The 23,856-nt window shown below is 62.7% G+C and carries 22 protein-coding genes; 13 read left to right on the forward strand and 9 right to left on the reverse strand.

Annotated elements, in window-relative coordinates; all coding sequences use genetic code 11:
* Positions 1–12 precede the first annotated feature (12 nt).
* From X727_RS162215 to X727_RS162205, 3 genes are all read right to left on the reverse strand, one after another.
* A complete protein-coding gene (locus X727_RS162215; protein WP_023670005.1) occupies positions 13–360 on the reverse strand; it encodes a hypothetical protein in 348 nt (115 codons plus the stop codon).
* A 156-nt stretch (positions 361–516) separates the two neighbouring features.
* The gene (locus tag X727_RS162210) at positions 517–747 is read right to left on the reverse strand and encodes a hypothetical protein (protein ID WP_023670004.1); all 231 of its coding nucleotides are present in this window, start codon (positions 745–747) and stop codon (positions 517–519) included.
* A gap of 39 nt (positions 748–786) precedes the next feature.
* Entirely contained in the window at positions 787–1,089 is a 303-nt protein-coding gene (locus X727_RS162205; RefSeq protein ID WP_023683677.1) for a hypothetical protein, read from the reverse strand.
* Between the two features lie 258 nt (positions 1,090–1,347).
* Between X727_RS162205 and X727_RS162200 the strand changes: the two genes are divergently transcribed.
* From X727_RS162200 to X727_RS162190, 3 genes are all read left to right on the forward strand, one after another.
* On the forward strand, positions 1,348–2,064 hold the full coding sequence (locus tag X727_RS162200) for a response regulator transcription factor (protein ID WP_023833529.1): 717 nt from the start codon (positions 1,348–1,350) through the stop codon (positions 2,062–2,064).
* A complete protein-coding gene (locus tag X727_RS162195; RefSeq protein ID WP_023683676.1) occupies positions 2,061–3,470 on the forward strand; it encodes an ATP-binding protein in 1,410 nt (469 codons plus the stop codon). Before X727_RS162200 ends, X727_RS162195 begins: the two co-directional genes overlap by 4 nt.
* A 93-nt stretch (positions 3,471–3,563) precedes the next feature.
* Complete coding sequence (locus X727_RS162190) at positions 3,564–3,968, forward strand: YciI family protein (protein ID WP_023691602.1); 405 nt, start codon at positions 3,564–3,566, stop codon at positions 3,966–3,968.
* Positions 3,969–3,986: 18 nt separating this feature from the next.
* Here X727_RS162190 and X727_RS162185 read toward each other — a convergent pair whose 3' ends face one another.
* Both X727_RS162185 and X727_RS162180 read right to left on the reverse strand, forming a co-directional pair.
* The gene (locus X727_RS162185; protein ID WP_023701549.1) at positions 3,987–5,462 is read right to left on the reverse strand and encodes an aspartate aminotransferase family protein; all 1,476 of its coding nucleotides are present in this window, start codon (positions 5,460–5,462) and stop codon (positions 3,987–3,989) included.
* Between the two features lie 19 nt (positions 5,463–5,481).
* The gene (locus tag X727_RS162180) at positions 5,482–6,567 is read right to left on the reverse strand and encodes a pyridoxal-phosphate dependent enzyme (RefSeq protein ID WP_023691604.1); all 1,086 of its coding nucleotides are present in this window, start codon (positions 6,565–6,567) and stop codon (positions 5,482–5,484) included.
* 203 nt (positions 6,568–6,770) lie between these two features.
* Between X727_RS162180 and X727_RS162175 the strand changes: the two genes are divergently transcribed.
* Complete coding sequence (locus tag X727_RS162175) at positions 6,771–8,798, forward strand: transcriptional regulator (RefSeq protein ID WP_023741054.1); 2,028 nt, start codon at positions 6,771–6,773, stop codon at positions 8,796–8,798.
* A 97-nt stretch (positions 8,799–8,895) separates the two neighbouring features.
* On the opposite strand, the gene choV is transcribed toward X727_RS162175, so the two are convergent.
* The 3 genes from choV to X727_RS162160 form a co-directional block, all read right to left on the reverse strand.
* Positions 8,896–10,077 carry a choline ABC transporter ATP-binding protein gene (gene choV / locus X727_RS162170; RefSeq protein ID WP_023669996.1) on the reverse strand — a complete coding sequence of 394 codons (1,182 nt, stop codon included), beginning with the start codon at positions 10,075–10,077 and terminating at the stop codon, positions 8,896–8,898.
* Positions 10,074–10,928 carry a choline ABC transporter permease subunit gene (choW, locus tag X727_RS162165; RefSeq protein ID WP_023669995.1) on the reverse strand — a complete coding sequence of 285 codons (855 nt, stop codon included), beginning with the start codon at positions 10,926–10,928 and terminating at the stop codon, positions 10,074–10,076. Before choW ends, choV begins: the two co-directional genes overlap by 4 nt.
* Positions 10,929–11,064: 136 nt before the next feature.
* Positions 11,065–12,000 (reverse strand): choline ABC transporter substrate-binding protein, encoded by a 936-nt coding sequence (locus X727_RS162160; RefSeq protein ID WP_023686157.1) that lies wholly within the window; start codon positions 11,998–12,000, stop codon positions 11,065–11,067.
* Between the two features lie 237 nt (positions 12,001–12,237).
* Between X727_RS162160 and X727_RS162155 the strand changes: the two genes are divergently transcribed.
* The 6 genes from X727_RS162155 to X727_RS162130 all read left to right on the forward strand — a co-directional run bounded on the left by X727_RS162155 (position 12,238) and on the right by X727_RS162130 (position 19,028).
* Positions 12,238–12,849: a thymidine kinase gene (locus tag X727_RS162155; protein ID WP_023833530.1), complete on the forward strand. Its 612-nt coding sequence runs from the start codon at positions 12,238–12,240 to the stop codon at positions 12,847–12,849.
* Positions 12,850–12,863: 14 nt separating this feature from the next.
* On the forward strand, positions 12,864–14,042 hold the full coding sequence (locus X727_RS162150) for a glycosyltransferase (RefSeq protein WP_023691608.1): 1,179 nt from the start codon (positions 12,864–12,866) through the stop codon (positions 14,040–14,042).
* 84 nt (positions 14,043–14,126) lie between these two features.
* Positions 14,127–14,510 (forward strand): cytochrome c family protein, encoded by a 384-nt coding sequence (locus X727_RS162145; protein WP_023669991.1) that lies wholly within the window; start codon positions 14,127–14,129, stop codon positions 14,508–14,510.
* A gap of 321 nt (positions 14,511–14,831) precedes the next feature.
* Positions 14,832–15,920 (forward strand): hypothetical protein, encoded by a 1,089-nt coding sequence (locus X727_RS162140; RefSeq protein ID WP_023669990.1) that lies wholly within the window; start codon positions 14,832–14,834, stop codon positions 15,918–15,920.
* A gap of 27 nt (positions 15,921–15,947) precedes the next feature.
* A complete protein-coding gene (locus tag X727_RS162135; protein WP_023686161.1) occupies positions 15,948–17,093 on the forward strand; it encodes a hypothetical protein in 1,146 nt (381 codons plus the stop codon).
* Between the two features lie 24 nt (positions 17,094–17,117).
* Positions 17,118–19,028, forward strand: a complete 1,911-nt coding sequence (locus X727_RS162130; protein WP_023833531.1) for an ATP-binding protein — start codon at positions 17,118–17,120, stop codon at positions 19,026–19,028.
* A 68-nt stretch (positions 19,029–19,096) separates the two neighbouring features.
* Here X727_RS162130 and X727_RS1000000167705 read toward each other — a convergent pair whose 3' ends face one another.
* The gene (locus tag X727_RS1000000167705; RefSeq protein WP_023686163.1) at positions 19,097–19,234 is read right to left on the reverse strand and encodes a hypothetical protein; all 138 of its coding nucleotides are present in this window, start codon (positions 19,232–19,234) and stop codon (positions 19,097–19,099) included.
* Between the two features lie 127 nt (positions 19,235–19,361).
* On the opposite strand from X727_RS1000000167705, the gene X727_RS162125 reads away from it, so the two are divergent.
* The 3 genes from X727_RS162125 (at position 19,362) to X727_RS162115 (ending at position 23,799) form a co-directional block, all read left to right on the forward strand.
* Positions 19,362–20,666: a DUF6638 family protein gene (locus X727_RS162125; protein WP_023744273.1), complete on the forward strand. Its 1,305-nt coding sequence runs from the start codon at positions 19,362–19,364 to the stop codon at positions 20,664–20,666.
* A 16-nt stretch (positions 20,667–20,682) separates the two neighbouring features.
* Complete coding sequence (locus tag X727_RS162120; protein ID WP_023686165.1) at positions 20,683–21,807, forward strand: DUF2333 family protein; 1,125 nt, start codon at positions 20,683–20,685, stop codon at positions 21,805–21,807.
* Positions 21,808–22,119: 312 nt separating this feature from the next.
* The gene (locus X727_RS162115; protein ID WP_023683662.1) at positions 22,120–23,799 is read left to right on the forward strand and encodes a formate--tetrahydrofolate ligase; all 1,680 of its coding nucleotides are present in this window, start codon (positions 22,120–22,122) and stop codon (positions 23,797–23,799) included.
* The last annotated feature ends 57 nt before the right edge of the window (positions 23,800–23,856 follow it).

Below are 23,856 nucleotides of genomic sequence, written 5' to 3' on the forward strand. Positions count from 1 at the left end.
GTACGCTGCGGTTCAACGGCTCTGGCGATCGGCGACGCGACGAGCCTGGAATTGCCGTGCGCTGGATGCCGCATCCGGCCTTGATCCGGCCGCCTTGTATTCGACCCAGGCGACCGCGAGCCAGCCGAAGAAGCAGGCCAGCGCCGCGCCGGTGATCACGGTAAGCAGCAGGCTTTGCCATGGTGTGATGTATTGCCAGCTGCTGGAGATTGCCGGTGCAAACAGCGACGGCTCCGTGCGCCCGCTCACCGGATCGGGCACCGGGCTGGCGGTGAACTGGATCAGCACCCTGACCATTGCCGAGGCCACAAGGCCGCCGATGGCCATCGAGCGCAGAATGGATGAAAGCCGCTTCTTCATGCGGGCTATCCTACCGGACCGGCATTGCAAACGGGTTAAAGTCCTGGGTGGCCGGCACCCATCAACGGGTAATCATGCACTCACACGACAAGGCCGCTCCAGCCGGGGGGGGTGCTGGAGCGGCCTTGTTACAGACAAGCCTGTTGGCTGTCTGGATCAGGCCTTCGGGGCGTCCGTCTTGACGACCTTCTTCGCCTTCTTGTGCTTCTTGACGGGCTTCTTGGCGACGACCTTCTTCACCGGGGGCTTGGCGGTCGTGGTCGCCGGAGCGGTGGTCGTGGAAGCAGCCGGAGCAGCGGTCGTGGTGGCAGCGGCATTGCCCAGAGCCGGCATTGCGAAAGCGAGAGCGACGGCGAGACCGGTGGCGGAGAGGATGGACTTTTTCATGGCTTCATTTCCTTCTTTGTGCGGGTCGAGTTTCGAGTGTCACTGAACCGGGTCGATCGGTGTCACTCCAAGCAGCTTCAAAGCGTTCGCGAGCATCCGGATACCCTGTGCCTGTTTCTTGTTGGCGCAGAACCGGTTTCCCTTTCTTTGCAGTGCTTTCGCCGCGGTGACCTGCGTTGCCGCGGCATGGGTTTCAAGGGCTTCGTCTACCTGGCGATTGAGATCGATGCAGCGCTCGCTCCTTGTGATCGGCGTCACCTTTGCGGTTGTGGCTCCGACCGCGGCTGTGACGAGCGGAATGCTGAGCAGCGCACCCATCAAGCTGATCGTGAACCTGTGCATTGGTGATGTCCGTTACTCCGGAGACTTCGCGTCGCAGCCGATGTCCTGACCGCCACGGCACCTTTTATGCCCTTGATTTTTTTCGGGAGTTTTTCCGGACTATAGAATTTTGTTTCTGGATTGTTTCTGGCAAATCGGCTTTGCGGGCGATCATCGCCGCTGGCCAACATGTGGCCAGAATTCTATCGTGTGGGTGACGCCACAGAAGCAGACTCAGAAGGCAGCCGCCGACCGGCCGCCAGCAATGACAGGATCGCCGTGAAATCCGATGCGCACATACTGATCGTCGACGACGACAAGGGCATTCGCGACCTGCTTCAGGAATTCTTCCAGAAGCGGGGCCTGCGCACTACGGTTGCCGCCGACGGCGTCGAGATGGAAGACATACTGCGCCGCACGCAGGTAGACCTGATCGTGCTTGATGTGATGCTGCCGGGAAAGAGCGGGCTGGAGCTCTGCCGCGACCTGCGCGCCAGCTACTCGACGCCGATCATCATGCTGACGGCGGTGACCGAGACCACCGACCGCGTCGTCGGCCTGGAGATGGGCGCCGACGACTATGTGCCCAAACCCTTCGATCCGCGCGAGCTGCTGGCCCGTATCCGCGCCGTTTTGAGGCGCAATGGTGCTGCCGAGCCGAAGCGCGCCACCACCAAGCAGATCTATCATTTCGCCGGCTGGACGATGGACTGCTCGCGCCGCCGGCTGATGGCGCCGGGCGACGTCAGGGTCGAGCTGACGATGGCGGAGTTCAACCTGTTGCAGACCTTCGTTAAAAGCGCGCAGCGAGTGCTCACCCGTGACCAGCTCATCGAGCTTTCCGGCGGCGACAGCGACTATTCCTTCGATCGCAGCATCGACGTCCTGGTCAGCCGCCTCAGGCGCAAGATGGAAGACGACCCCAAGACGCCGAAACTGATCCTGACCGTGCGCAGCGGAGGCTACCAGTTTCTGCCCGAGACCACCTCCGAATGAGACGTTTCCTGCCGCAAACCCTGCCGGTCTGGGTTTTGCTCATCGTCATTGCCGGCCTGCTGATCAGCCAGGTCGCTACGCTCTATATCGTCTCGCGCGATCGCGCCGTCGCCAATGACGAGGTCGATCTCTACCGGCTGAACGACCGCGCCTATTCGCTGGTGCAGCTGATGCATGACGACACGCCGGAGCAGCGCAAGCTGACGGCCTCCGGTCTGTTCAACGCCACCTATGCGCTCACCGTTTCGGACACGCCCGCGGTCACCTCGTCGATCGCCGGCGACGACGAACTGGCCGAACTCGAGGACATCCTGGTCGGGCGGCTGTCGAAATTCGGCATCACCGACGCCCGCGTCCGGCGCGATCCGGCAACCCAGGCAGCCAACGCGCCTGGCGGTGTGGCCGTGACCAAGGATGTCGGCGCGGTGGAGCGTGACCTGCTATCGCTGGCGGCGAGCTTCGCCCAGAGCGACAAGCTGACGGCATCTGTCCGCTTCGCCGACGGCCAATGGCTGAATTTCACCGAGCCCAACACGCCGGTCGGACCGATATTGAGCTTCGACAGCCTGCCGCTCTATTCGCTGATCGCGGCCTTGGTGGTGATCATGTCGATCTGGTCGCTGCGCCGGCTGACAGCGCCCTATCGGATGATGGAAACGGCGGTCAACCGGATCGGCACGGACCTGAAGAGCCCGCCGATCGCCGAGACCGGCAGCCGCGAAATCCGCGCCGCGGCCAAAGCCGTCAACGCCATGCAGGTCCGGCTGCGCGACTATGTCGAGGACCGCGAACATCTGGCCGCCGCGCTCGCCCACGATCTGCGCACGCCGCTGACCCGCATGCGGCTGCGCCTCGAACTGTTGCGCAGATCGACGGCCCGCGAGGCGCTGGCCCACGACCTCGCCGACATCGAGAGCATCGCCAGCTCCGTCATCGACTTCGCCACCTTCGAAGTCACCGAGGAGAAGAGCGAGCGGATCGATTTCTGGTCGCTGGTGGAATCGATCGCCGACAGTTTCGAGGACGTCACGTTCGACCATGACGGCGCCAGGCCGCGTGGCATGATCTGCATCGCGCGACCGGTGGCGCTGAAGCGCTGCGTCAACAATCTGGTCCAGAATGCCGTGACCTACGGCAAGAAAGCCCATGTCAGCCTGCGGCAGTCGGACGGCACGGTCACGCTGGTCATCCGCGACGAGGGGCCGGGCATACCGCAGGCGCAGCTCGACCAGGTGTTCGGTTCCTTCGTGCGGCTGGAGCAATCGCGCAACCGCCAGACCGGCGGTCTCGGCCTCGGCCTGACCATTGCCCGCAACATTGCGCGTGCCGCCGGCGGCGATGTCAACCTGTCCAACCGTCCCCGCGGCGGCCTGCTGACGGAGCTCAGCCTGCCGCTGGCGGCATGAGGCAGCAGACTAGCGTCTCGATGGGCACCGGGGGTGGATCAGCCAACCCAACCTTGCAATAGTGCAGCCGCTCGAACAGGAGGAGATCGCCGCATGTTTTACGCCATCCTGGCCTATCACGTCGAACAGACCATCCAGTCCCTGACGCCGCAGCAGGATGCGGCGCTGATGCACGACCTGCTCGAAGTCAACGCCAGGCTGACCCGCGAAGGCAAGCTCGGGCCGGCGGCAAGACTGGGCGCGACCGCCGACGCCGTGACGCTGCGCGGTCCGGGCGAAGGCATCGTCATCGACGGGCCGTTTGCCGAGACCAAGGAACAATTGCTGGGTCTTTATGTCCTCGACTGCGCCACGCAGGAGGCGGCGATTGCGGCTGCGCGCGACTTGCGCCGCGTGAATCCCTCGGCAGTCTACGAAATCCGGCCGATCACATTTTACCTTCCCGGCGTGACGTTTCCCGCTACGGAGGGCGATTTAAAGGAGGCCGCCAGCGGCTGAGAACTACCCCATGGCCGGTCAGGCAGAAGCGATCTCGTTGACCAGGCGGACCGTTTCGGCGACGAGAAGGTCGAGATCCTCGCGCCGGGTCCGGTGGTTGTTGATCGCCACCCTGAGGCAATGCCGGCCTTGCACCGTGGTATCGGAAATGGCGGCGGTTCCGTCTTCCTGCAGCCTCAGCATGATCTCGGTGTTGAGCGCTTTCGCGCGCTCGCCATCGAGACCATCCGCGCGATAGCGGAAGCAGACGATGTTGATGCTGGTCGGCGCCGTCAGTTCGAGCGCTGGTTCGGCCGCGATCAGCCCTGAGAGATACTGCCCCTGCGCAATGTTCTGGTCGATCAGGCGGCCGAATTTTTCGACGCCGTGTTCTCGCAACGCCATCCACACTTTGAGTGCCTTGAAGCCACGTGTCGTCTGCAGGCCATAGTCGTGCAGCCATTGGCCGGAGGCCAACCCGCGCGGTGTCGATTCCAGATATTCCGGCGTCACCGCGAAGGTCTTGCGATGCGCCGAGGCATCCCTGACCAACGCGCAGCCTGCCTCGAACGGCGCATGCAGCCATTTGTGCGGATCGAGCGCGATGGAATCGGCCCATTCGATGCCGGCGACGCGATGTGCATTCTCAGGCGCGATCGCGATCAGCGCGCCGATGCAGCCGTCGACATGGAACCAGAGGTCCTCCTCATGCGCCAGCTTGGCCAGCGCCTGCAGATCGTCGATGGCGCCGGTGTTGACAGTGCCGGCGTTGCCGATGATGCAGGCCGGCTTGAACCCGGCCGCGCGATCTTCCGATATCGCAGTCCTCAAACCTTCAATGTCGATGCGCAGGCCGGCGTCGCTGGCAATGCGGCGCAGCGCCTTGTTGCCGAGACCGAGCGCTTCCATCCCCTTGCGGTGACAGGAATGGACCTGGTCCGAGCCATAGAAACGCAAAGGCTTTTCGATTGCTCCAACGCCGTGCTCGCGCACGTCGATGCCGGCCTTGGTGTTGCGCGCCACGGTGAGCCCGATGATGTTGGCCATCGAGCCGCCGCTGACCAGCGTACCGCTGGCCGAAGCCGGCATGCCCATCATCTGCTTGCACCAGTCGACCACCTGGCCGTCCATCAGGGCGGCGGCATGGTTGCCGCCGCCGAGATTGGAGCCCTGGATTGCCGCCAGGAAATCGCCGATCGCGCCGGTAAAATTGCTCGACCCCATATACCAGGACCAGAAGCGCGGATGGATGTTGCCCATCGGATAGGGCATCACCTTGTCCACGACATCGCCATAGATGTCGGCAAGCGGGGTCGGCGATTGCGGCAGCGAGGCGGTGAAGAAATCCCTCACATCTCCAGGCATCTCCTGCCACACCGGCCGTTGCCTGACATCGCGCAGGTAAGCGACGGCATCGTCAACGATCCGATGCGACAGGCTTTGCACATCGGCCCAGTCCGAGGGGTCAAGCGTTTCCTCGGCACTGGTAGCCGAGTGTCCAGGCATCGCGTCCATGCAATTTGCTCCCGCGTCATCATGCCGGGAACTGGCAACCGGGCGTCGAGCGCGAGAGAGCAAGCTCTTCCGCATTCATCTCGGCCTCGATGCCGTCGAACAAAGGCGTGGTCATGTAGCGTTCACCGGTATCGGGAAGCATGCACAGGATCACCGATCCGGCCGGTGCCGTGCCGGCGATCTGGCGCGCCACGGCAAAAGCCGAACCGCCGGAAATGCCGGTGAAGATGCCTTCCTGCTGCGCCAGCGCCTTGGCCCATTTCATGCCCTCCGGCCCGGCGATCGGCATCACCTCGTCATAGAAGTTGCCATCGATGGCCTCCTGCAGGACGTGCGGGATGAAATCCGGCGTCCAGCCCTGGATCGGGTGCGGTTCGAAGGACGGATGGCTGGCGGCCGGCGCTCCGCCGGCGCCACGCATCTGCGGCTTGCCGCTGCCGACAAGCTGCGCGTTGGCCGGTTCGGTGAGCACGATCCGGGTCTCAGGCCGCTCGCGGCGCAGCACCCGCGCCACGCCGGCGACGGTGCCGCCGGTGCCGTAGCCGGTGACGAAATAGTCGAGCCGCGAGCCGGCGAAATCGTTGACGATCTCGCGTCCCGTGGTTGCTTCATGGATGTCGGCGTTGGCCTTGGTCTCGAACTGGCGGGCCAGGAACCAGCCATTGGCTTCGGCCAGTTCCACCGCCTTCTTGTACATGCCGAAGCCTTTCTCGGCGCGCGGCGTCAGCACCACCTTGGCGCCCAGCATCCGCATCAGCTTGCGGCGCTCGACCGAGAAACTGTCGGCCATCGTCACCACCAGCTTGTAGCCCTTCTGCGCACAGACCATGGCAAGACCGATGCCCGTGTTGCCGCTGGTCGCCTCGACGATGGTCTGTCCCGGCTTGAGCGCGCCGGTGCGTTCACCTTCCTCGATGATGTTGAGCGCCAGCCGGTCCTTCACCGACGCAGCCGGATTGAAGAACTCGGCCTTGACGTAGATGGTCGCATGCGCCGGGCCGAGATTGTTGACGCGGATGACCGGCGTGTCGCCGACCGTATCGAGAATGCTGTCGAAAAGGCGGCCGCGGCCTGCCGTGGTTCTGATTTTCTGCTGATGCAACATGGGTAAACTCCTGGTTCTTGCTCACGGGCCGGTTACACACCGGCGGTTTGGGCGACGAGGTTTCGACACCTTGCCGCACTACAGGTCTTTGAAGTGCCACAATGTGGAAAGCACCACATTCGGCACACAATCTGCGAGCCGGGTGTGCACTTTGTCGCGTTCGGTGATAAAACAAGGTCCGGTGGGCAAGCGTGGGAAAACGCGTGGAAACAGGCGTGGAATCGAGCCAGGCAAGCAGCCGGAAAGGCCTGTCTCTGCGGCTTTTCGGCCCGCTGGCGATTGTGCGCGACGCCGCTCCGGTGGCCTTGCCGGCATCGCGCAAGCTGCGCGCGCTGCTGGCCTATCTGGCGCTGGCGCCCCATCCGGTCGGACGTGGCAAGCTCTGCGAGTTGCTGTGGGACGTTCCAAATGATCCCAGGGGTGAGCTTCGCTGGTGCCTGAGCAAGCTGCGGGCCGCGCTCGACGAACCGGGCCGCGGCCGGATCGTAACCGTGCATGATACGATCGTGCTTGATCTCGACGGTATCTCGGTCGACGTGCTGGATGTTGGCGCGGCAACTGCCGCAGGCATCGAAACGCTCGAGCCGACGCGACTGCAGTTGCTCTCCGACCTGTTCGTCGGCGACTTCCTCGAAGGGCTGGAGATCGACCGCAGCCCTCTCTTCAACAGCTGGCTGACCGCGCAGCGCCGCCGTTTCGGTTCCTGCCAAGCTGCTATACTGGAACATCTGGTCAAGACGCTGCCGGCCGATTCCGAAGACGTCTCCGCCCATCTCGAAAAATGGCTGGAATTGACCCCGTTCGACAGCAGCGCCCATGTCGCACTCCTGGTGAGGCTGGCGCGGCGCGGCCAGTTCGGCGCCTGCGAAGACCATCTTGCCGCTGCGGCATCGCTCTTCCAATCGGAAGAGCTGGATTTCGGCCCTGTGCGCCAGGCGTGGCTTGCCATTCGCGCGGAACGTCACTGCGCGACTTTGCCGGCACAGCCTGCGGTAGCGCCGGTGGCGGGCCACAGCCCGATCGCGCGTGCCCCCACCGAAGCCGCGGCGCCCCACAAAGCTTCGCTTGCCGTGATGCCATTTGCCGAAGATGCCGGCGGCGTTTGTGGTGGGCTGGCCGACGGCTTGACCCACGACATCATTACCCGCCTCGCCAAGCTCAGGGACTTCTTTGTAATCGCCCGGGGCTCGGTCTTTGCGCTGGCGGAAAAGAACATCGCGCCGGAAGATGCCGGCCGCAGGCTGGATGTCGACTATGTCGCCACCGGCACGGTGCGCAGCCTGACCGGCCGCCTGATCGTCACCGTCGAGCTTGTCGAGGTGCGCACGGCCAGGATCGTCTGGGCCGAGACCTTCGAGCGCAAGCCCGAGGACATCTTCATTGTCCTCGACGATATCGGCAACAGCATCGTGGCCTTCATCTCATCCGAGATAGAGATGGTCGAGCGCAACCGCGCCATGCTGAAGGCGCCCAATTCGCTCAATGCCTGGGAGGCCTACCATCGAGGACTCTGGCATATGTATCGCTTCACCCGCAGCGAAAACGAGCAGGCCAGGCATTTCTTCGGCATCGCACTGCAGCAGGATCCGACCTTTACCCGCGCCTATGCCGGCCTGTCCTTCACCCATTGGCAGAGCGCCTTCCAGCGCTGGGGCGACCGCGACCAGGACAGCGCGCTTGCCTTTGAGGCGGCCGGCCAGAGCGTTTTGGTCGACGATCATAATCCCGCCGCGCACTGGGCGATGGGCCGGGCGCTGTGGCTGCGCGGCGAGGGTGATGCGTCCGTGCTAGAACTGCAAAGAGCCGTCGACCTCAGCCCGAACTTCGCGCTTGGCCACTATGCGCTGTCCTTCGTGCATTCGCAGTCGGGCGACCCGCACGCGGCGATCGGATCGTCGGATCATTCGCGCCATCTGTCGCCGTTCGACCCGATGCTGTTCGGCATGCTGGGCGCACGCGCCATGGCGCATGTCCGCCTCGGCCAGTTCGACGAGGCGGCCGAATGGGCGCTGAAGGCGGCCGCCCGCCCCAACGCACATGTCATCATCCTGTCGATCGCCGCCCACTGCCTGGCGTTGGCTGGGCGGCTGGACGAGGCGAAAAACTTCGCCGCCGCCATCCGCAAGACGCTTCCGGATTACCGAGCCGACGACTTCATCGACACCTTCCGCTTCGACCGGGATGCCACAGCCCTGTTCAAGCTCGGCGCCACGCGCATCGGGCTGGCTTAGAGCATGATCCCAAAAAGTGGGTACCGGTTTTTGGAAAAGATCATGCTCCAACAAAGGGTTAGATCATGATGAGATTTCAACCAAATCTCATCATGATCTAGCGCCGCAACACCGCGCTCAGCACATCGCGTATCCCGATCGCGCCGACAAAGCGCGACTGGTCGTCGAACAGCGCCACGGGTGCCGTCTGCGAGCGGTGCATGGCCAGCATCACCGTCTTCAGCGAGGTCCCGGGGTTGGCCCAGAACACTTGCGCCGTCTCCTCCGGCTGCGCCTCGACATCGGCGCACGACACCCATACCGCCGGTTTGCCGTCGCGTTCCGCCGCCGCCACCAGCCCGTGCTCGTCGATCTTGAAACGCGTCGTCTTGCGCCGGTCGAGCCACACCCAGCCATTATCGCCGTGCTCGAGGTCGCGGCTGTCGCGCATGACGTTCCAGGCGGTCAGCACCGACAACGGATTCACATTGGCGATGAAGTCGCGGACATAGTCATTGGCGGGCTTGAGCACGATGTCTTCCGGCGCCCCGGTCTGCACGATGCGACCGCCCTCCATGATGGTGATGTGGGTGCCGATCTTCAGCGCCTCTTCCAGATCATGGCTGACGAAGATGATGGTCTTCTTCAGCTCCGCCTGCAGCTGCAGCAATTCGTCCTGCAGCTTGGTGCGGATCAGCGGATCGAGCGCCGAGAACGGCTCGTCCATCAGCAGGATCGGCGCCTCGGTGGCGAAGGCACGGGCCAGGCCGACGCGCTGCTGCATGCCGCCGGACAGCTCATGCGCGTATTTCTTCGACCACTGGTCGAGATTGACCAGTTTCAGCTGGCGTTGCACGCGCTCCTTGCGCTCTTGCTCCGGCACGCCGGCGAGTTCGAGGCCGAGGCCGACATTCTCCTCCACCGTACGCCAAGGCAGCAGGCCGAACTGCTGGAACACCATCGCCACCTGCTTCTGGCGCAGCCGCCGCAACGTCGCCTGATCGCAGGTCACGACATCGACGATATTGTCGCCGTCCTTGACCAGCACCTGGCCGCGCGACACCACGTTGAGCCGGTTGACCGCCCGCAGCAGCGTCGACTTGCCCGAGCCGGACAGGCCCATCAGCACCGAGATTTCGCCCTCATGCACGGTCAGGCTGGCGCCGGCGCAACCCAGCACATTGCCGGTCTTTTCGAGGATTTCGGCGCGCGTGGCGCCGCCATCGATCAGCGCTAGCGAACCGGCCTGGTCGGACCCGAAGACGATATCGACATTTTTGAAATCGACGGCGACGGTCATTTCTTGCCTCCAACGCCGATACGCGTCATTCGGTCGAGCACGATGGCGAGTACGACAATCGCCAGGCCCGCCTCGAGCCCGAGATCGATGCGGCGCGAGCCGAGCGCGCGGTTGATTTCAGTGCCGAGGCCGCCGGCGCCGATCAGTGCTGCAAACACCACCATCGACAGCGACAGCATGATCGATTGCGTCAGCCCGGCCATGATGGTCGGCAAGGCCGAGGGCAGCTCGACCTTCCACAGCAGCTGCTGCTTGGTGGCGCCGAACGCCTCGCCGGCCTCGATGATCGACTTCGGCACCGAGACGACGCCGAGATGGGTGAGCCGGACCGCGGTCGGGATGACAAAGATGATGGTGACGATGAGGCCGGGCGCGTTGCCGAGACCGAACAGGGTCAGAACCGGGATCAGGTAGACGAAGGTCGGCAGCGTTTGCATCAGGTCGAGCACCGGCAGCATGATGCGGTAGACCTTCGGCTTGTGCGCGGCCCAGATGCCGAGCGGCACGCCGATGGCCATCGCCATGGCGGCGGCGGCCACGACTAGCACCAGCGTCTGCACCGTCTGCTTCCAGAGGTTCTGGTTGATGATGAAGATCAGGCCGAGAAAGACGCCTATGGCCAGCGGGCGCGAGCGCTGCAGCAGCCAGGCGATGATGGCGATGATCAGCGCCAGCAGCACCGGCGGCACCATCAAAAGGATGCCAACCAGCCCGTCGAGCAGGAAATTGAGGCCATTCGAGAAGGCCCTGAACACGGTGTCGAAATTGTCGGTGAGGAAACCGAAGAACGCCTTTCCCCAGGCGCCGATCGGTATCTTGTGATCGACCATGAATTTCGAAATCGGATCCATATCGCCCCTCTCATGCGAGAGACCGCCTGCTTCCGGCCTCCGCTCTCATTAGGTCATCTTCTCACAGGATATGAAAAAGGGCAGCCTTTTCTAGATTGGCTGCCCTTCCTGGTTCGGCTTGGCCGAATTAGTCGGCTCAGCTTCCGAGCGCGGTCTTGACCGCCGCTGCCGCATCGCCGCCATCGAAGGTGGTGACGCCGGCAATCCACGGCGCAACCGCGTCAGGGTGCTTCTTCAGCCAGTCGGCTGCGACCGTGTTGGCGTCGCCGCCCTTCAGGATCGCGTCCATCATCTCGCCTTCCATGTCCAGGTTGAACTTCAGGTTGGCGATGAACTTGCCGGCATTCGGGCATTCGGTGGTGTAGCCCTTGCGCACATTGGTGTAGACGGTGGCGGCGCCGAAGCCGCTGTCGCCCATGCCGTCGAGATAGGTGAGCTTCATGGCGCCCATCACCGGATGCGGCGTCCAGCCGAGGAACGCGATCCACTCATTGTTCTTGATCGACTGCTCGGCCTGCGTCAGCATGCCGGCTTCCGAGGACTCGACCAGCTCGAAGCCTTCGAGATTGTCCTTCGGGTTCTTGATCATGTCGAGGATGATGCGGTTGCCGTCATTGCCCGCCTCGATGCCGTAAATCTTGCCGTTGAACTTGTCCTTGAACTTGCCGATGTCGGTCAGCGACTTGACGCCGGCCTCCGCGACATAGGTCGGTACGACGATGCCGTAGCCGGCGCCGGTCAGGTTGGTGCCGATCGTCTCGACCGAACCATCGGCGGTGTAGTCCTTGATGTCGTTGGTCATCGACGGCATCCAGTTGCCGAGGAAGACGTCGAGATCCTTGTTTTTCAGCGACGCCATGGTCACCGGTACCGATAGCTGGATCGTCTGCGGCTCGTAGCCGAGCGCGGTGAGCAGCACCGAAGCGACGCCGGTGGTTGCCTGGATGTCGGTCCAGCCGACATCGGAAAGGCGCACCGCCTTGCAGCTCTCCGGATCGCCGGCAAGTGCAGCGCTCGTGGACAGAAAAGTCGCCAGGCCGAGGCCGGCGACGAAGGTGTTCATACGCGACATTGGCAGTCTCCCATTGTGATTCTTTGGCGAAGCGTAGTTACGGTTTCTCTGCCCGCCTTGTTTCGTCAGCCAAACACCATTCTGGTGTGGTTTCAAGCGCTAAGACAATCACGATCAACGGCGCGGACTGGCCAAACAGCGACACGCCCGCCGCTTTTTCGATTGCAGACGGCTTTTCCCATCAAATGCAGCGGTGCCCTCTCCCCGCGCCGCGCCAACTCGGCTTAAAAGGACGGCATGGCCAAGCTCTACTTCCACTATGCGACGATGAATGCCGGCAAAACGACAATGCTGCTGCAGGCGTCCTACAATTATCGCGAACGCGGTATGACGACGATGCTGTTCGTCGCCGGCCACTACAGAAAGGGCGACACCGGGCTGATCTCGTCGCGCATCGGCCTGGAGACGGAGGCCGAGATGTTCCGCGACGGCGACGATCTCTACGCTCGCGTCGCCGCGCATCACGAACATACGACGGTGCATTGCATCTTTGTCGACGAGGCGCAATTTCTCGAGGAAGAGCAGGTCTGGCAGCTCGCCCGTATCGCCGACCGGCTGAACATCCCGGTGATGTGCTACGGCCTGCGCACCGATTTCCAGGGCAATCTGTTTTCCGGTTCGCGAGCGCTTCTGGCCATCGCAGACGATCTGCGCGAAGTGCGCACCATCTGCCGCTGCGGCCGCAAGGCGACGATGGTCGTGCGTCTCGGCGCTGACGGCAAGGTGGCCAGACAAGGCGAACAGGTGGCGATCGGCAAGGACGTCTATATCTCGCTCTGCCGCCGCCACTGGGAAGAGGAAATGGGCCGCGCCGCGCCCGACGATTTCATTGGCTTCACCAGAGGCTGAACGGCCGGGACAACATGAAAATTCTGCAGTTCACAGTTGATTGCCCGTTTCCGCCGGTCTCCGGCGGAGAGATCCGGAACGCCGCCAATGCACGCGCCCTGGCATCGATGGGCGAGGTCCTGACGGTAAGCCTGACTGGCGCCCCGGCACCCTCCACACCGCCGAACATCCGTCACCGGATCATCGAGGCAGCGCGCGGCAGGGCGCCCTGGGGCAGGCGCAGCCCGCACCCGACCGTGCATATGATGCCGGACGACGAGCTGGCCGAAGCCGACGCCATCTGGAGGGAATTCGCGCCCGATCTCGTGGTGATCGAGGAGATCGTGCTTTCGCAGCTGCTGACGCTGGCGCCGAAGCATCGCGCGCGCACCGTCCTTGACCAGCACAACATTGATTCCCGGACGGTGTCCGACCGGATCGCCGGCCTGACGCTGTGGCAGCAAATTCGAGACTGGCGCCAAAACAGGCGAAGGAAGGCAGAGGCGCGCGAAGCCGACAGGTGTGCGGCTGCCCTGGCCGACCAGGTCTGGGTTTGTTCGCGGGCCGACGAAGCGCTTCTGTCCGCTCTCGGCCCCGTCAACGACGTCAGGTTCGTCGCCAACCCCATTCCAGACGAGAGCGTGCTTTCCCTGCCGATTGCTGCCGAGCGCTTCAGTGAGCTCAGCCTGTGCTTCATCGGGCATCTCGGCTACTTCCCAAACATCGACGCCGTCAAGCAGATCGGCCGCGCGATGGCGCCGCGCCTCGCCGCCTCCGGCCGGCCCTGGTCGATCACCGTCGCCGGCAGAAACCCGCGCGATGTCGTGCGCGGTCTATGCACCAGGCATGGTCTGCGGTTGATCGAGAACCCACCGCATCTGCCGGAATTGCTTGGGCGTGCCGGCTATGCGCCGATCCCGCTGCGCTTCGGCGGCGGAACCCGCATCAAGGTGCTGGAGGCGATGGCGGCGGGCCTTGTCGTCGCCGCCACCGAAAAGGCCGTCGAAGGGCTTGGCCTGCAGGCGGGCAGGCATTTCCTGTCCAGCGACGATGCCGGCAAGTTGGCATTGAAAATCATCGATCTCGCGACACGCCCGCAAGCGGCCGCCGAGATGGCGGAGATCGGCCGCGCTTTCGTGCGCGACAATCATTCGTCGGCGGCGATTGAAAAGCAGGTCAAGCAGGCGGTCGCGGCGATCCCGCGCACAGATTGAGCCCGGCTGCTATCCACCGGCATACGGCGTTTGTTAAGGCCTGCAGCCTATTTTGCCCTCAGCCAGAGCCAGCCGGGAACCGCCATGCTTCGAGCCATTTCATCAGGCCTTGTCATTTACTTGGCCGGTATCCTCGCCGCGCTGGCCGACGGCGATGCAGCACTTGGCAAGAAAGTGTTCTACCGCTGCATGGCCTGTCACGAGGCGGCAAGCGACCGCGACAAGGTCGGCCCGCATCTCCTCGGTATCGTCGGCCGCACCGCCGGCACCGCCCAGAACTTCAACTATTCGCAGGCCATGAAGGACGCCGGCGCGGCCGGCCTCGTTTGGGACGAAGCCAACCTCAAAGCCTATCTCGGCGCTCCCAAGCTGAAAGTACCCGGCAACAGGATGGGCTTCTCCGGCCTGAGCAGCGACGAGGACATCGCCAACGTCATCGCCTATCTGAAGGCCGATCCGAAGCCTTGAACGGCGCGATGCGTAGCGTGATGGCGACGGCTTCCGCCAGCTGTCTCGCGCTTGCAACTCATTGAGCCCTCTGTCGAATTCAGCACACCCACACTGTCCGAGATCGACTTCTTCGCAGCCGTCAAAGTTCAATGACAATTGAACAATACTTGGCCGGCTGGTTAATCACGCCATGACCCCGCCTTCATTGCCTTTCAAGACGACCAGGCATTTTTTTGTTTTCGGGGCGGGTCTTGTCTTGCGTCTTTCAATCCCCTGATACCCCACATATATTCGCCGCTGTTCGCAGCCAGCGACCGGAAGCCGAAGCGGGAGGCCCCTATGGCGACATTGCAGAATTTCGATGCCGAAATTGCCAAGACCAGGCAGGTCGTGCAGGACATGCGCTCCAAGATCGAGCAGTCGGGCACGGTGCTTGATACGCTGGCCACCGCCGACAAGAAGATCGGCGACGCCAATTTCGACATCGAGAATGCCCGCATCGAGGACGTGCTGAAGCAGCAGAAGGTGATGGAAGGCAACATTGCCGACCTGATCATCGGGCTGGAAGACGCCACCAACGTCTTCGGCACCGAATTCGAGAGCATGAAGAACTACACCGGCTGGGAAAGCTTCGTCGGCGTCTTCTCGGCGCAACGCAAGCAGCGCATGCGCACCGACCGCGTCCGCAACATGTCGCTGGCCGGCAATCTGCAGGAGCTTCTGGTCAAGTCCGACACCATCGTCGGCATCCTGAAAGCGCAGAAAGAGGTCCTCGACCAGCGCTACAAGACCTCGGAAAACAGCCTGTCGCAGGTGATCGAGCGCCGCAAGGTCACCATGACCAACCTCGAGGCGGTGCAGAAGCGCATCGAGGAGGTCAATCCGCTGCTGCTCGACATCGAAAACAAGATCGCCGCTTCTACCAGTCAGAAGGAGCGCACGCAGCTTGAGGGCGAGCGCTCGAAACTGGCGACCGAATACAATGAAAAGCAGGCCAAGGAGCAGGAGCTTCTGGCCGAAAGCCAGACGCTGGAACGCTACACCTCGATGTTCCAGACCTTCGTCGATTCGCTCAACAATCAGATCGCAGCGCAGTCGACGCTGATCAACAAGCTGACCATCGATACCGAGCAGCGCATCGTGCTCTACAAGGCACTGGAAGATTCCTTGAAGACCGCCGCCCAGCAGGATGTCGCCCACAAGATCAACACGCTGGGCAGCCAGGTTGACAACACCGCCGAAGAGACCATGGCCGGCATTGGCGCCGCCTCGCAAAAGCACATCGGCGATCTCCTCGAAATGCACGAGAAGAACATGGTCGCCAGCTCCGACATCCAGCGCCGCAAGAAGCTCGCCGACGACGCCTTCGCCCGCCGTTTCGACGACGTGATGAAGAAGCACAATTCGGCCAACTACGTGCAGTCGTAAGGAGCGGCTGCACGCGGGCACACCGGCATGACTCCCGAAAACGAAGCGGCGGCGCGCTATTTTTCCGCCATCACGGCGGCACTCAGCGGCCTCGAAGTGTTCATGCGCGACGACCGCTCGCCGCTTTACCGGCACGGCATCGTCGCCAAGATTGTCGCCGAATACATTGCCCGGCTGGACAAATCGTTTTCCTGCTGGCGCAACCGGCTCGGCTTCATGGACACGTTCCGCATTTCGCGCGCCGACAGCGGCTATCCCGTCTTCCAGAACCTGCTCGAACTGGAAAACGACCGCCGCCAGGCCGAGGCGCGGCTGGCCAACATTCCGCTGGCCGGCGAATTGCGCGAGGAAATGGCCGACTTCATCCTGCGCCACAAGGAATTCCCCGAAGCGCTGCAGAAGTCGATGGCCGAGCGGCTCTATCTCGAGGACGTCAAGAGCGAACAGACTTTTGGCCCGTTCTCGCTGGCGCAGACGGCCAAGGTCTCGGTCAATCCAAAGACCGGGCGCCCCTATTACCTCGTGCACTGGGCGAGCTTCGACGGCAGCGCCAACCTGCCGCTGGTCTACATGGTGACGGTGGAGGATTCCTCCGAAAGCATGATCCGGCAGCTCGTTGACAGCAGCGGCAAGCTCAATGAACGGGTCGACATCCCGCTGCCGGTGGACGGCCTGCTCAACCCCGAACTCGCCCATCGCTTCGACGATTTCACCGAGAAGAATTCCGCCTACACGCTTTCGCCCGCAACGATTGCGGTCAATCTCGACAAGGATTTCGAGCCGCTGCACCCTAAGCAGCTGCGCCGCGTCGTGCTCGGCCCCTTTTATTCCGCAGGCATTACGGACAACAATTCGACCGTGACCGAGGTGCTGGCCAAGGTGCGCAAACCGGAAAATGCCTGGCTGCTCACCTGGACCATCCAGGAGGTCTACTCCAAGGGCGAGAAACCCGGCCGCAAGGGCCTGTTTTCGAGCGATAAGACGACGCAGGAATTCTTTATCAACACCGACGATCTCGAAGCCGCGCGCCAGGGTGTGTCGAGCTACGAGAACCACGCCCTGATCCCGCACGAAGCCTATCAAGCACTCTACGCCGCCGGCGAAGCTCAAAAGATCTTTTCCGGCTACAAGGTTCACATCCTGTCAAATGGGCAGGTGATTTCAGATGTCTGACCGTCACATCGCGGAGCATCCTTCATGGACACCGGCCTGACCACCATTCCGGAAGCGGCTATCGAAAAGCACCGCGCAACCGCGCAAAGCTTCATCACTCGCCTCGTCGTGCTGGAGGATTCTGCGCGCGAATCCGGCACAGCACTTGCCGGCACCAATCGCCGCTTTGTCTCGACAGTCTCTGTCGGCTCGGTGCGCCGTACCCGCGAGGTCGAGCTTACCAAGACCGTCGCCGCGATCCATCCCGACGACCAGCTGATGAGCATCCCGCAGCACACGCTGTTGTTCCGCGCCCGCCGCGGCCTGGCGATTGCGCTCGCCATCTCCGACGTCTTCGCCGAGGGCTCCGACCTCGAAAGCCTCCAGGCCAAGAACACCCGCGCGCCTCTTGAGGGCGATGAGGCGGCGACCTTCAAGAAGCTTCTGTCAGCCTCGGCTTACGTTTCAGCCTTCAGCCTCGCCTCTTACCTGTTCCAGCTGATCGACAGCGACGGCGAGGCTCCCAACGATATCGCCGAACCGGACTTCCTGTTCGACACGCCGCAGGACGCGGTGAAGTCGATTGTCGCCGGGTTGGACAAGGCGATTGCAGGCTCCAAGGACGATGGCGACCTGACGACGCGCGCGCGAGCTTTTGCACGGGTCGCCATTGATGGGCTGCTGGCCCGCAAAGGCCGCTTCGACGGCATCGGTCCGTTCGAGAACGCCCATATCCGCATCGACGCCGACGATTTCACCCTCGACGGCTTCGACGTCGCGCCCGGCAAGCGCTCCAAGCCGCTGGTGATGACCTTCAAGAAGCCGGAAGAGGTCGTCGGCAACCACATTGCCAAATACCAGTCGGTCAAGCTCGCCAAGATGCTGATGGCCTACGATTTCGAGCGCGAGTTGAACCCGTTCGTCGAACTCGGGGGCTTCCTCTTCACCTTCATCGGCGACGGCGCGCCGGGCACCGGCAAGACGACGCTGATCCAGATGATCGCCGGCCTCGTCAACAATTATTGCCAGGTTGCCGGCTATCCCTTCGCCTATGAGAATTTCGGCGTCGACCAGATCTCGTCCTACCAGGGCAAATCTGGCCAGAATTGCCGCCAGTTCATCAACAATGTCTTGAACCCACGCGTCATCGGTTTCGGCACCGTCGACGACATCGACCAGGTGGCGGCCCGCCGCTCCGACGACCGCGCCTCGGCCGGCCAACAGGAAATCACCGGCGTCTTGATGGACGCCTTTGCCGGCGCCGGCACGGTGGTGCGCGGCAATTGCTCGTTCGGCATGTTTTCCAACTATCCCGAAAATGTCGACGATGCGCTGCGCCAGCGCGCCGGGGCCCGCTGGCTGGTCGACGGCCCACAGAGCCGCGACGACTATATCGACATCTTCGTCCTGCTTGCCGGCAAGAACCACAAGATCCCACTCGGCGACCACAAGCTCTACGCCGCGCAGGAGATCCAGCGCGCGGTGACCGAAGCCTATGAGGAGCACGAGAAGCCTCAGGAAGACGGGCTGATGAAGGTCTATGAGCGCTACATGAAGGAGAATGGCGCGCCGAAATCGATGGCCGACATCGGCACCTATCTGCACCTGATCAAGGATGCCGAGCCGCGCTTCACCGGCCGAGCCATCAAGAACGTCACCGACGCCATCAAGATGCGCGCCATGGACATCGAGCTGCCCGACGACTGGTTCGAGAAGCCGGAAGCCTTCATGCACAAGGGCTACGACGAGAAGAAAGCCATGATCGAGGAACTGCGTGGGCCGTTCTCGATGGACATGGTCATGCAGGAGATCAACCGCTACGCCGACTCGGAGTTCCGCTATTCCGACAAATCCGACGACGCCGCGGTGGAGAAGCTGCTGCGCGACGCACGCCTGCGCGAACGGGCGGGGCGCGAGATGGAGGAGATGAAGAAGAAGGGGCTGTGGAATGCGTGAGCTTCCTTCGCTGCCCGCGGGTGCTGAAAGGCTTGGCGCTAACGCTGACGCCCCCCTCTCCCCGTCCTTCACGGGGCGAGGGCAAGGGTGAGGGGCGGCGCATGCGTGGACCACAGATCGCTACGACCATATTGGCAGCTATCGAACAGCGCCTCGATCGGCACATCCGGACCAATGATCTTCGATTTATTGCCGCCAAAGGCCATGGGGAGACATGTCCTTGAATGCTAGCGCTGCCCCTCACCCTTGCCCTCTCCCCGTGCAGAACGGGGAGAGGGAGGCGTCAGCGTTGGCGCTTCGCCACAACAGGCAACGCCACTCGGAACGTTCTGCATGAGCCACGCCAAAAAGCCCGACCTTCTCCGCGACAATGAGCTGATCTACGGCCGCTTGCTCACCGTCGACGAGCCGCACCTCATCCAGCGTTACAACAAGGCGCTTGTCGCCTTCGGCCTCAAACCGACCAAGCTGAAGAGCTTCCAGATCGACCGCACCGGCTTCTCGCCCGAAGTGGCCGAGGAATGCGGCGACTACGACTATCTCGATCCCAACGAGGTCAACCGCCGCTTCATCATCCTGACGCCGTCGCAGATCGATCTGCCGGTGGTGCACACCGCCTTTTCCAACACCTCGCAGCTGATGTTCGAGTTCATGTCCAAGAACCAGCGCGCCATCGATGCGCTGACCATCAAGGATGTCATCTACGGGGAGATCGAGGATTCCGTTCCCCTGGTCAACGACATCGAGGATCTGCTGTCGATCAGCCAGGTCGAGTTCAGGGTGCTTTCGGCCGAGGACGTGCTGGGCAAGGCCGCCGAACTCGGCAAGCTGGTCGACCGGCTGAAGCAGGAGCCCGATGCCTGGCGCGACAACACCATGCTGAGCCGTATGGTGGAGCTGGCGAAGGTCTGCGGCGATATCCGTGAGAATGCGCTGGTGCCCGACCAGGTGATCTTCCGCCACAACGCCTACTGGACCAGCCATTTCGGCGGCGTCTACGTCTTCGTCGATCCTGATATGACCACCGTCATCGGCGACCCGGCCGCCCCCGGCTTTCGCCGTTCGCGGCCCTGGCAGGTCAGCTATCTCTCGATCAACGATGCCGACAAGGTGTTCAAGTTCCTGGCCAGCACCGGCCGCATCGAACTGCCCCGCGCGTCATGGGTCGAAAGCTCGGGCTATCTCGAGCATCGCGCCGAGATGGTGGTGCGCTCTCTCATCCGCGACACAGAGCCGAACCGCAATTTGACCGAGGTCGACAAGGTCTGGCTGCAGACCTGGATCCATGGCCATGCCGATCTGATCACCAAGGACGGCAATTTCCCCTTTCTCAACGCCGCCAAGCGTGAGATCGCCCAACTCGGCCATCTCAAGATCGAGGATGTGTTTCCGCAACAGCGCTTCCTGGTCGTGCGTGGCAAGCCCGACCATCCCGACGCCTGGCTGACCAACCAGCTGATCTCGGATTTCGTGCCGCAGGACTTCGTCTCGCGTTACGTCTTCAACAAGCCGGGCTTCTACAAGGACTATGACGGCTACAGCGACGCCTGGCGGTCGCATGTTGTGGACGTTCTGAAAACCACATATTTGAAAGACAAAGTGGCGTTTCGCACGCGCCTTTACGGCCTGACTGACTGAGGGGTGAACGAGAGCCATGCTTGATCCGATCGTGAATTTCTTCACCCGCATCTTCCAATGGATAGGCCGCGGCATCGGCCTCGTCATCGGCGCGATCCTGTGGCCGTTCCTCTGGGCTGGGCGCTGGTATACGCAGCGCGGCTGGATCCTGAAGGCTGTGGTCGGCCTCGCGCTTCTGGTGTTGATCGGCCTCTACGCCAATTTCTTCTACGCCACCCAGTGGTGGAACAAGTTCGATCCCAACTACGTGGACAAATACACCTTCGAGAACCGCAACATTTCCGCCGGCGAACAGGTCGCCGCCGGCGCCGGCACCGACACCGCCAAGACCTGCGGCAATTCGGGCATCGCCCAGGTGGCGGCCGACCTGACGGACTTCAACGTCAACCAGAATGCCTGGATCTCGTCGATGATCCTCTACAAACTCGGCCTGTTCGGCATCGACTGGGACAACACGCCGTTCATGGACAACAAGGCCTCGTTCCAGCGCGGCATCAACCAGGCGGTGCGGCGTACCGCCACCGAGCTTGCCGACAATCTCGGCCGTGTTCGCACCACATCGCAGATCGACGGCGACCTGCAGGATGCGCGCGGCAATCTGCAGTTCGACGAGGAGACCTGGTATTTCGGCCTCAACCCGTTCGGCCCCAAGACGCCTACGCCGAGTTATTATCGCGATGCCGTCACCAAGCTGCGCTCCTTCAACGCCCGCCTCGGCAGCTGCCAGGCGACGTTCGATGCCCGCGCCGACAATCTGAAGCAGTATATCGACCGCATCTCCTCCGACATCGGTTCGACCTCGGCGATCCTCAAGGAGCGCGCCGAAAACCATAACAATGGCTGGTTCGACTTCCGCGCCGACGACCGCTTCTGGTTCGCCTATGGCCAGCTCTATGCCTATTACGGCCTGATGAAGGGCGCCCAGGCCGACTTCGAGGACGTCATCAAGGAAAAGCATCTCGGCAATCTGTGGGACACGATGGATGCGCAATTCGTCTCGGCGCTGCGCATCCAGCCCTTCATCATCGCCAATGGCCGCGAGGATGGCTGGATCATGCCGACGCACCTGACGACGATGGGTTTCTACGTGCTTCGCGTGCGCTCCAACATGGTCGAGATCAGCAACGTCCTGACTCAGTAGCGTCCACAGCTTTCCCGGCGAGCGATGGCGAATTTGCGCCGTCGCCTCTGTCGCATTCCGTGCATTGGGCGGCTGTTTTGAGACGGCGGAACGTCGCGTCCTCTGGCTTCTATACGGCGCGGCAACGGAGCCAGGAAGAACCGGCGACAGGTCGGCCGGCCGCGGAGACACTTTCTTCATAGGAAACATAGTTGCATGCAAGTTGACGCCGCGGGAGCGACAGGGTTAGAACATGCCCGCGCCCGGGTTCAACATGCCTGCGAGTGAGATCAAACCCGTCCCCTCCACCGTCCAATCCGAAGGAAAGCCGTCATGGCCGAAGTGAAGTCCGACATCGAGATCGCGCGCGGCGCCAAGAAAAAGCAAATCCAGGAGATCGGCGCCAAGATCGGCATCCCGACCGAGCACCTTTTGCCCTACGGCCACGACAAGGCGAAGATTTCGGCCGAATTCATCAAATCGGTGAAGGGCAACAAGGACGGCAAGCTGATCCTCGTCACCGCCATCAACCCGACGCCGGCCGGCGAAGGCAAGACGACCACCACCGTCGGCCTTGGTGACGGTCTGAACCGCATCGGCAAGAAGGCGATCGTCTGCATCCGCGAGGCTTCGCTCGGCCCGAATTTCGGCGTCAAGGGCGGTGCTGCCGGCGGCGGCTACGCGCAGGTCGTGCCGATGGAGGACATGAACCTCCACTTCACCGGCGACTTCCACGCCATCACCACGGCGCACAACCTTCTGTCAGCGCTGATCGACAACCACATCTACTGGGGCAATGAGCTCGGCATCGACACCCGCCGCGTCGCCTGGCGCCGCGTCATGGACATGAACGACCGGGCGCTGCGCGAAATCATCTGCTCGCTCGGCGGCGTCGCCAACGGCTATCCGCGCGAGGCCGGCTTCGACATCACCGTCGCCTCGGAAGTCATGGCTATCCTGTGCCTTTCCACCGACCTCAAGGATCTGGAAAAGCGCCTTGGCGACATCATCGTCGCCTACCGCCGCGACAAGACGCCGGTCTATGCCCGCGACCTCAAGGCCGACGGCGCCATGGCGGTGCTGCTGAAGGACGCCATGCAGCCAAACCTGGTGCAGACGCTGGAAAACAACCCGGCCTTCGTCCATGGCGGTCCGTTCGCCAACATCGCCCATGGCTGCAACTCGGTCGTCGCCACCACGACGGCGCTGAAGCTCGCCGACTACGTCGTCACCGAAGCCGGCTTCGGCGCCGACCTCGGTGCTGAAAAATTCTTCGACATCAAGTGCCGCAAGGCGGGTTTGAAGCCGGCGGCTGCCGTCATCGTCGCCACGGTGCGCGCCATGAAGATGAATGGCGGCGTCAAGAAGGAAGACCTCGGCAAGGAAAACATCGAGGCAGTCAAGAAGGGCTGCCTCAATCTGGGCCGCCACATCGAGAATGTGAAACAGTTCGGCGTGCCTGCGATCGTGGCGATCAATCATTTCACCACCGATACCGAGGTGGAAATCCAGGCGATGAAGGATTTCGTCGCCTCGCTCGGCGCCGAGGCGATCCTGTGCAAGCATTGGGCCAATGGCTCTGCCGGCATTGAGGAGTTGGCGCGCAAGGTCGTCGAGATCGCCGAATCCGGCGCCTCGCAGTTCGCGCCGCTCTATCCCGACGCAATGCCGCTGTTCGAGAAGATCAACACCATCGTCCAGCGCATCTATCGCGGCGACGAGGCGATCGCCGACAAGTCGGTGCGCGACCAGCTGCATGCCTGGGAGCAGGCCGGCTACGGGCACCTGCCGGTCTGCATGGCCAAGACCCAATATTCCTTCTCGACCGACCCGAACCTGCGCGGCGCGCCGACCGGGCACACCGTGCCGGTGCGCGAGGTCAGGCTTTCGGCGGGCGCCGGCTTCGTCGTCGTCATCTGCGGCGAGGTCATGACCATGCCCGGCCTGCCCAAGGCGCCGTCCTCGGAAAAAATCTTCCTCAACGAGGCCGGCCAGATCGAAGGCCTGTTCTGAGATTTGTCTCGACAACCAAGGGCGCCGCAGCCATGCGGCGCCCTTTTGCTTGCCGGG

The organism is Mesorhizobium sp. L103C105A0 (assembly GCF_000502215.1).
In the GTDB taxonomy this organism is placed as follows: domain Bacteria; phylum Pseudomonadota; class Alphaproteobacteria; order Rhizobiales; family Rhizobiaceae; genus Mesorhizobium.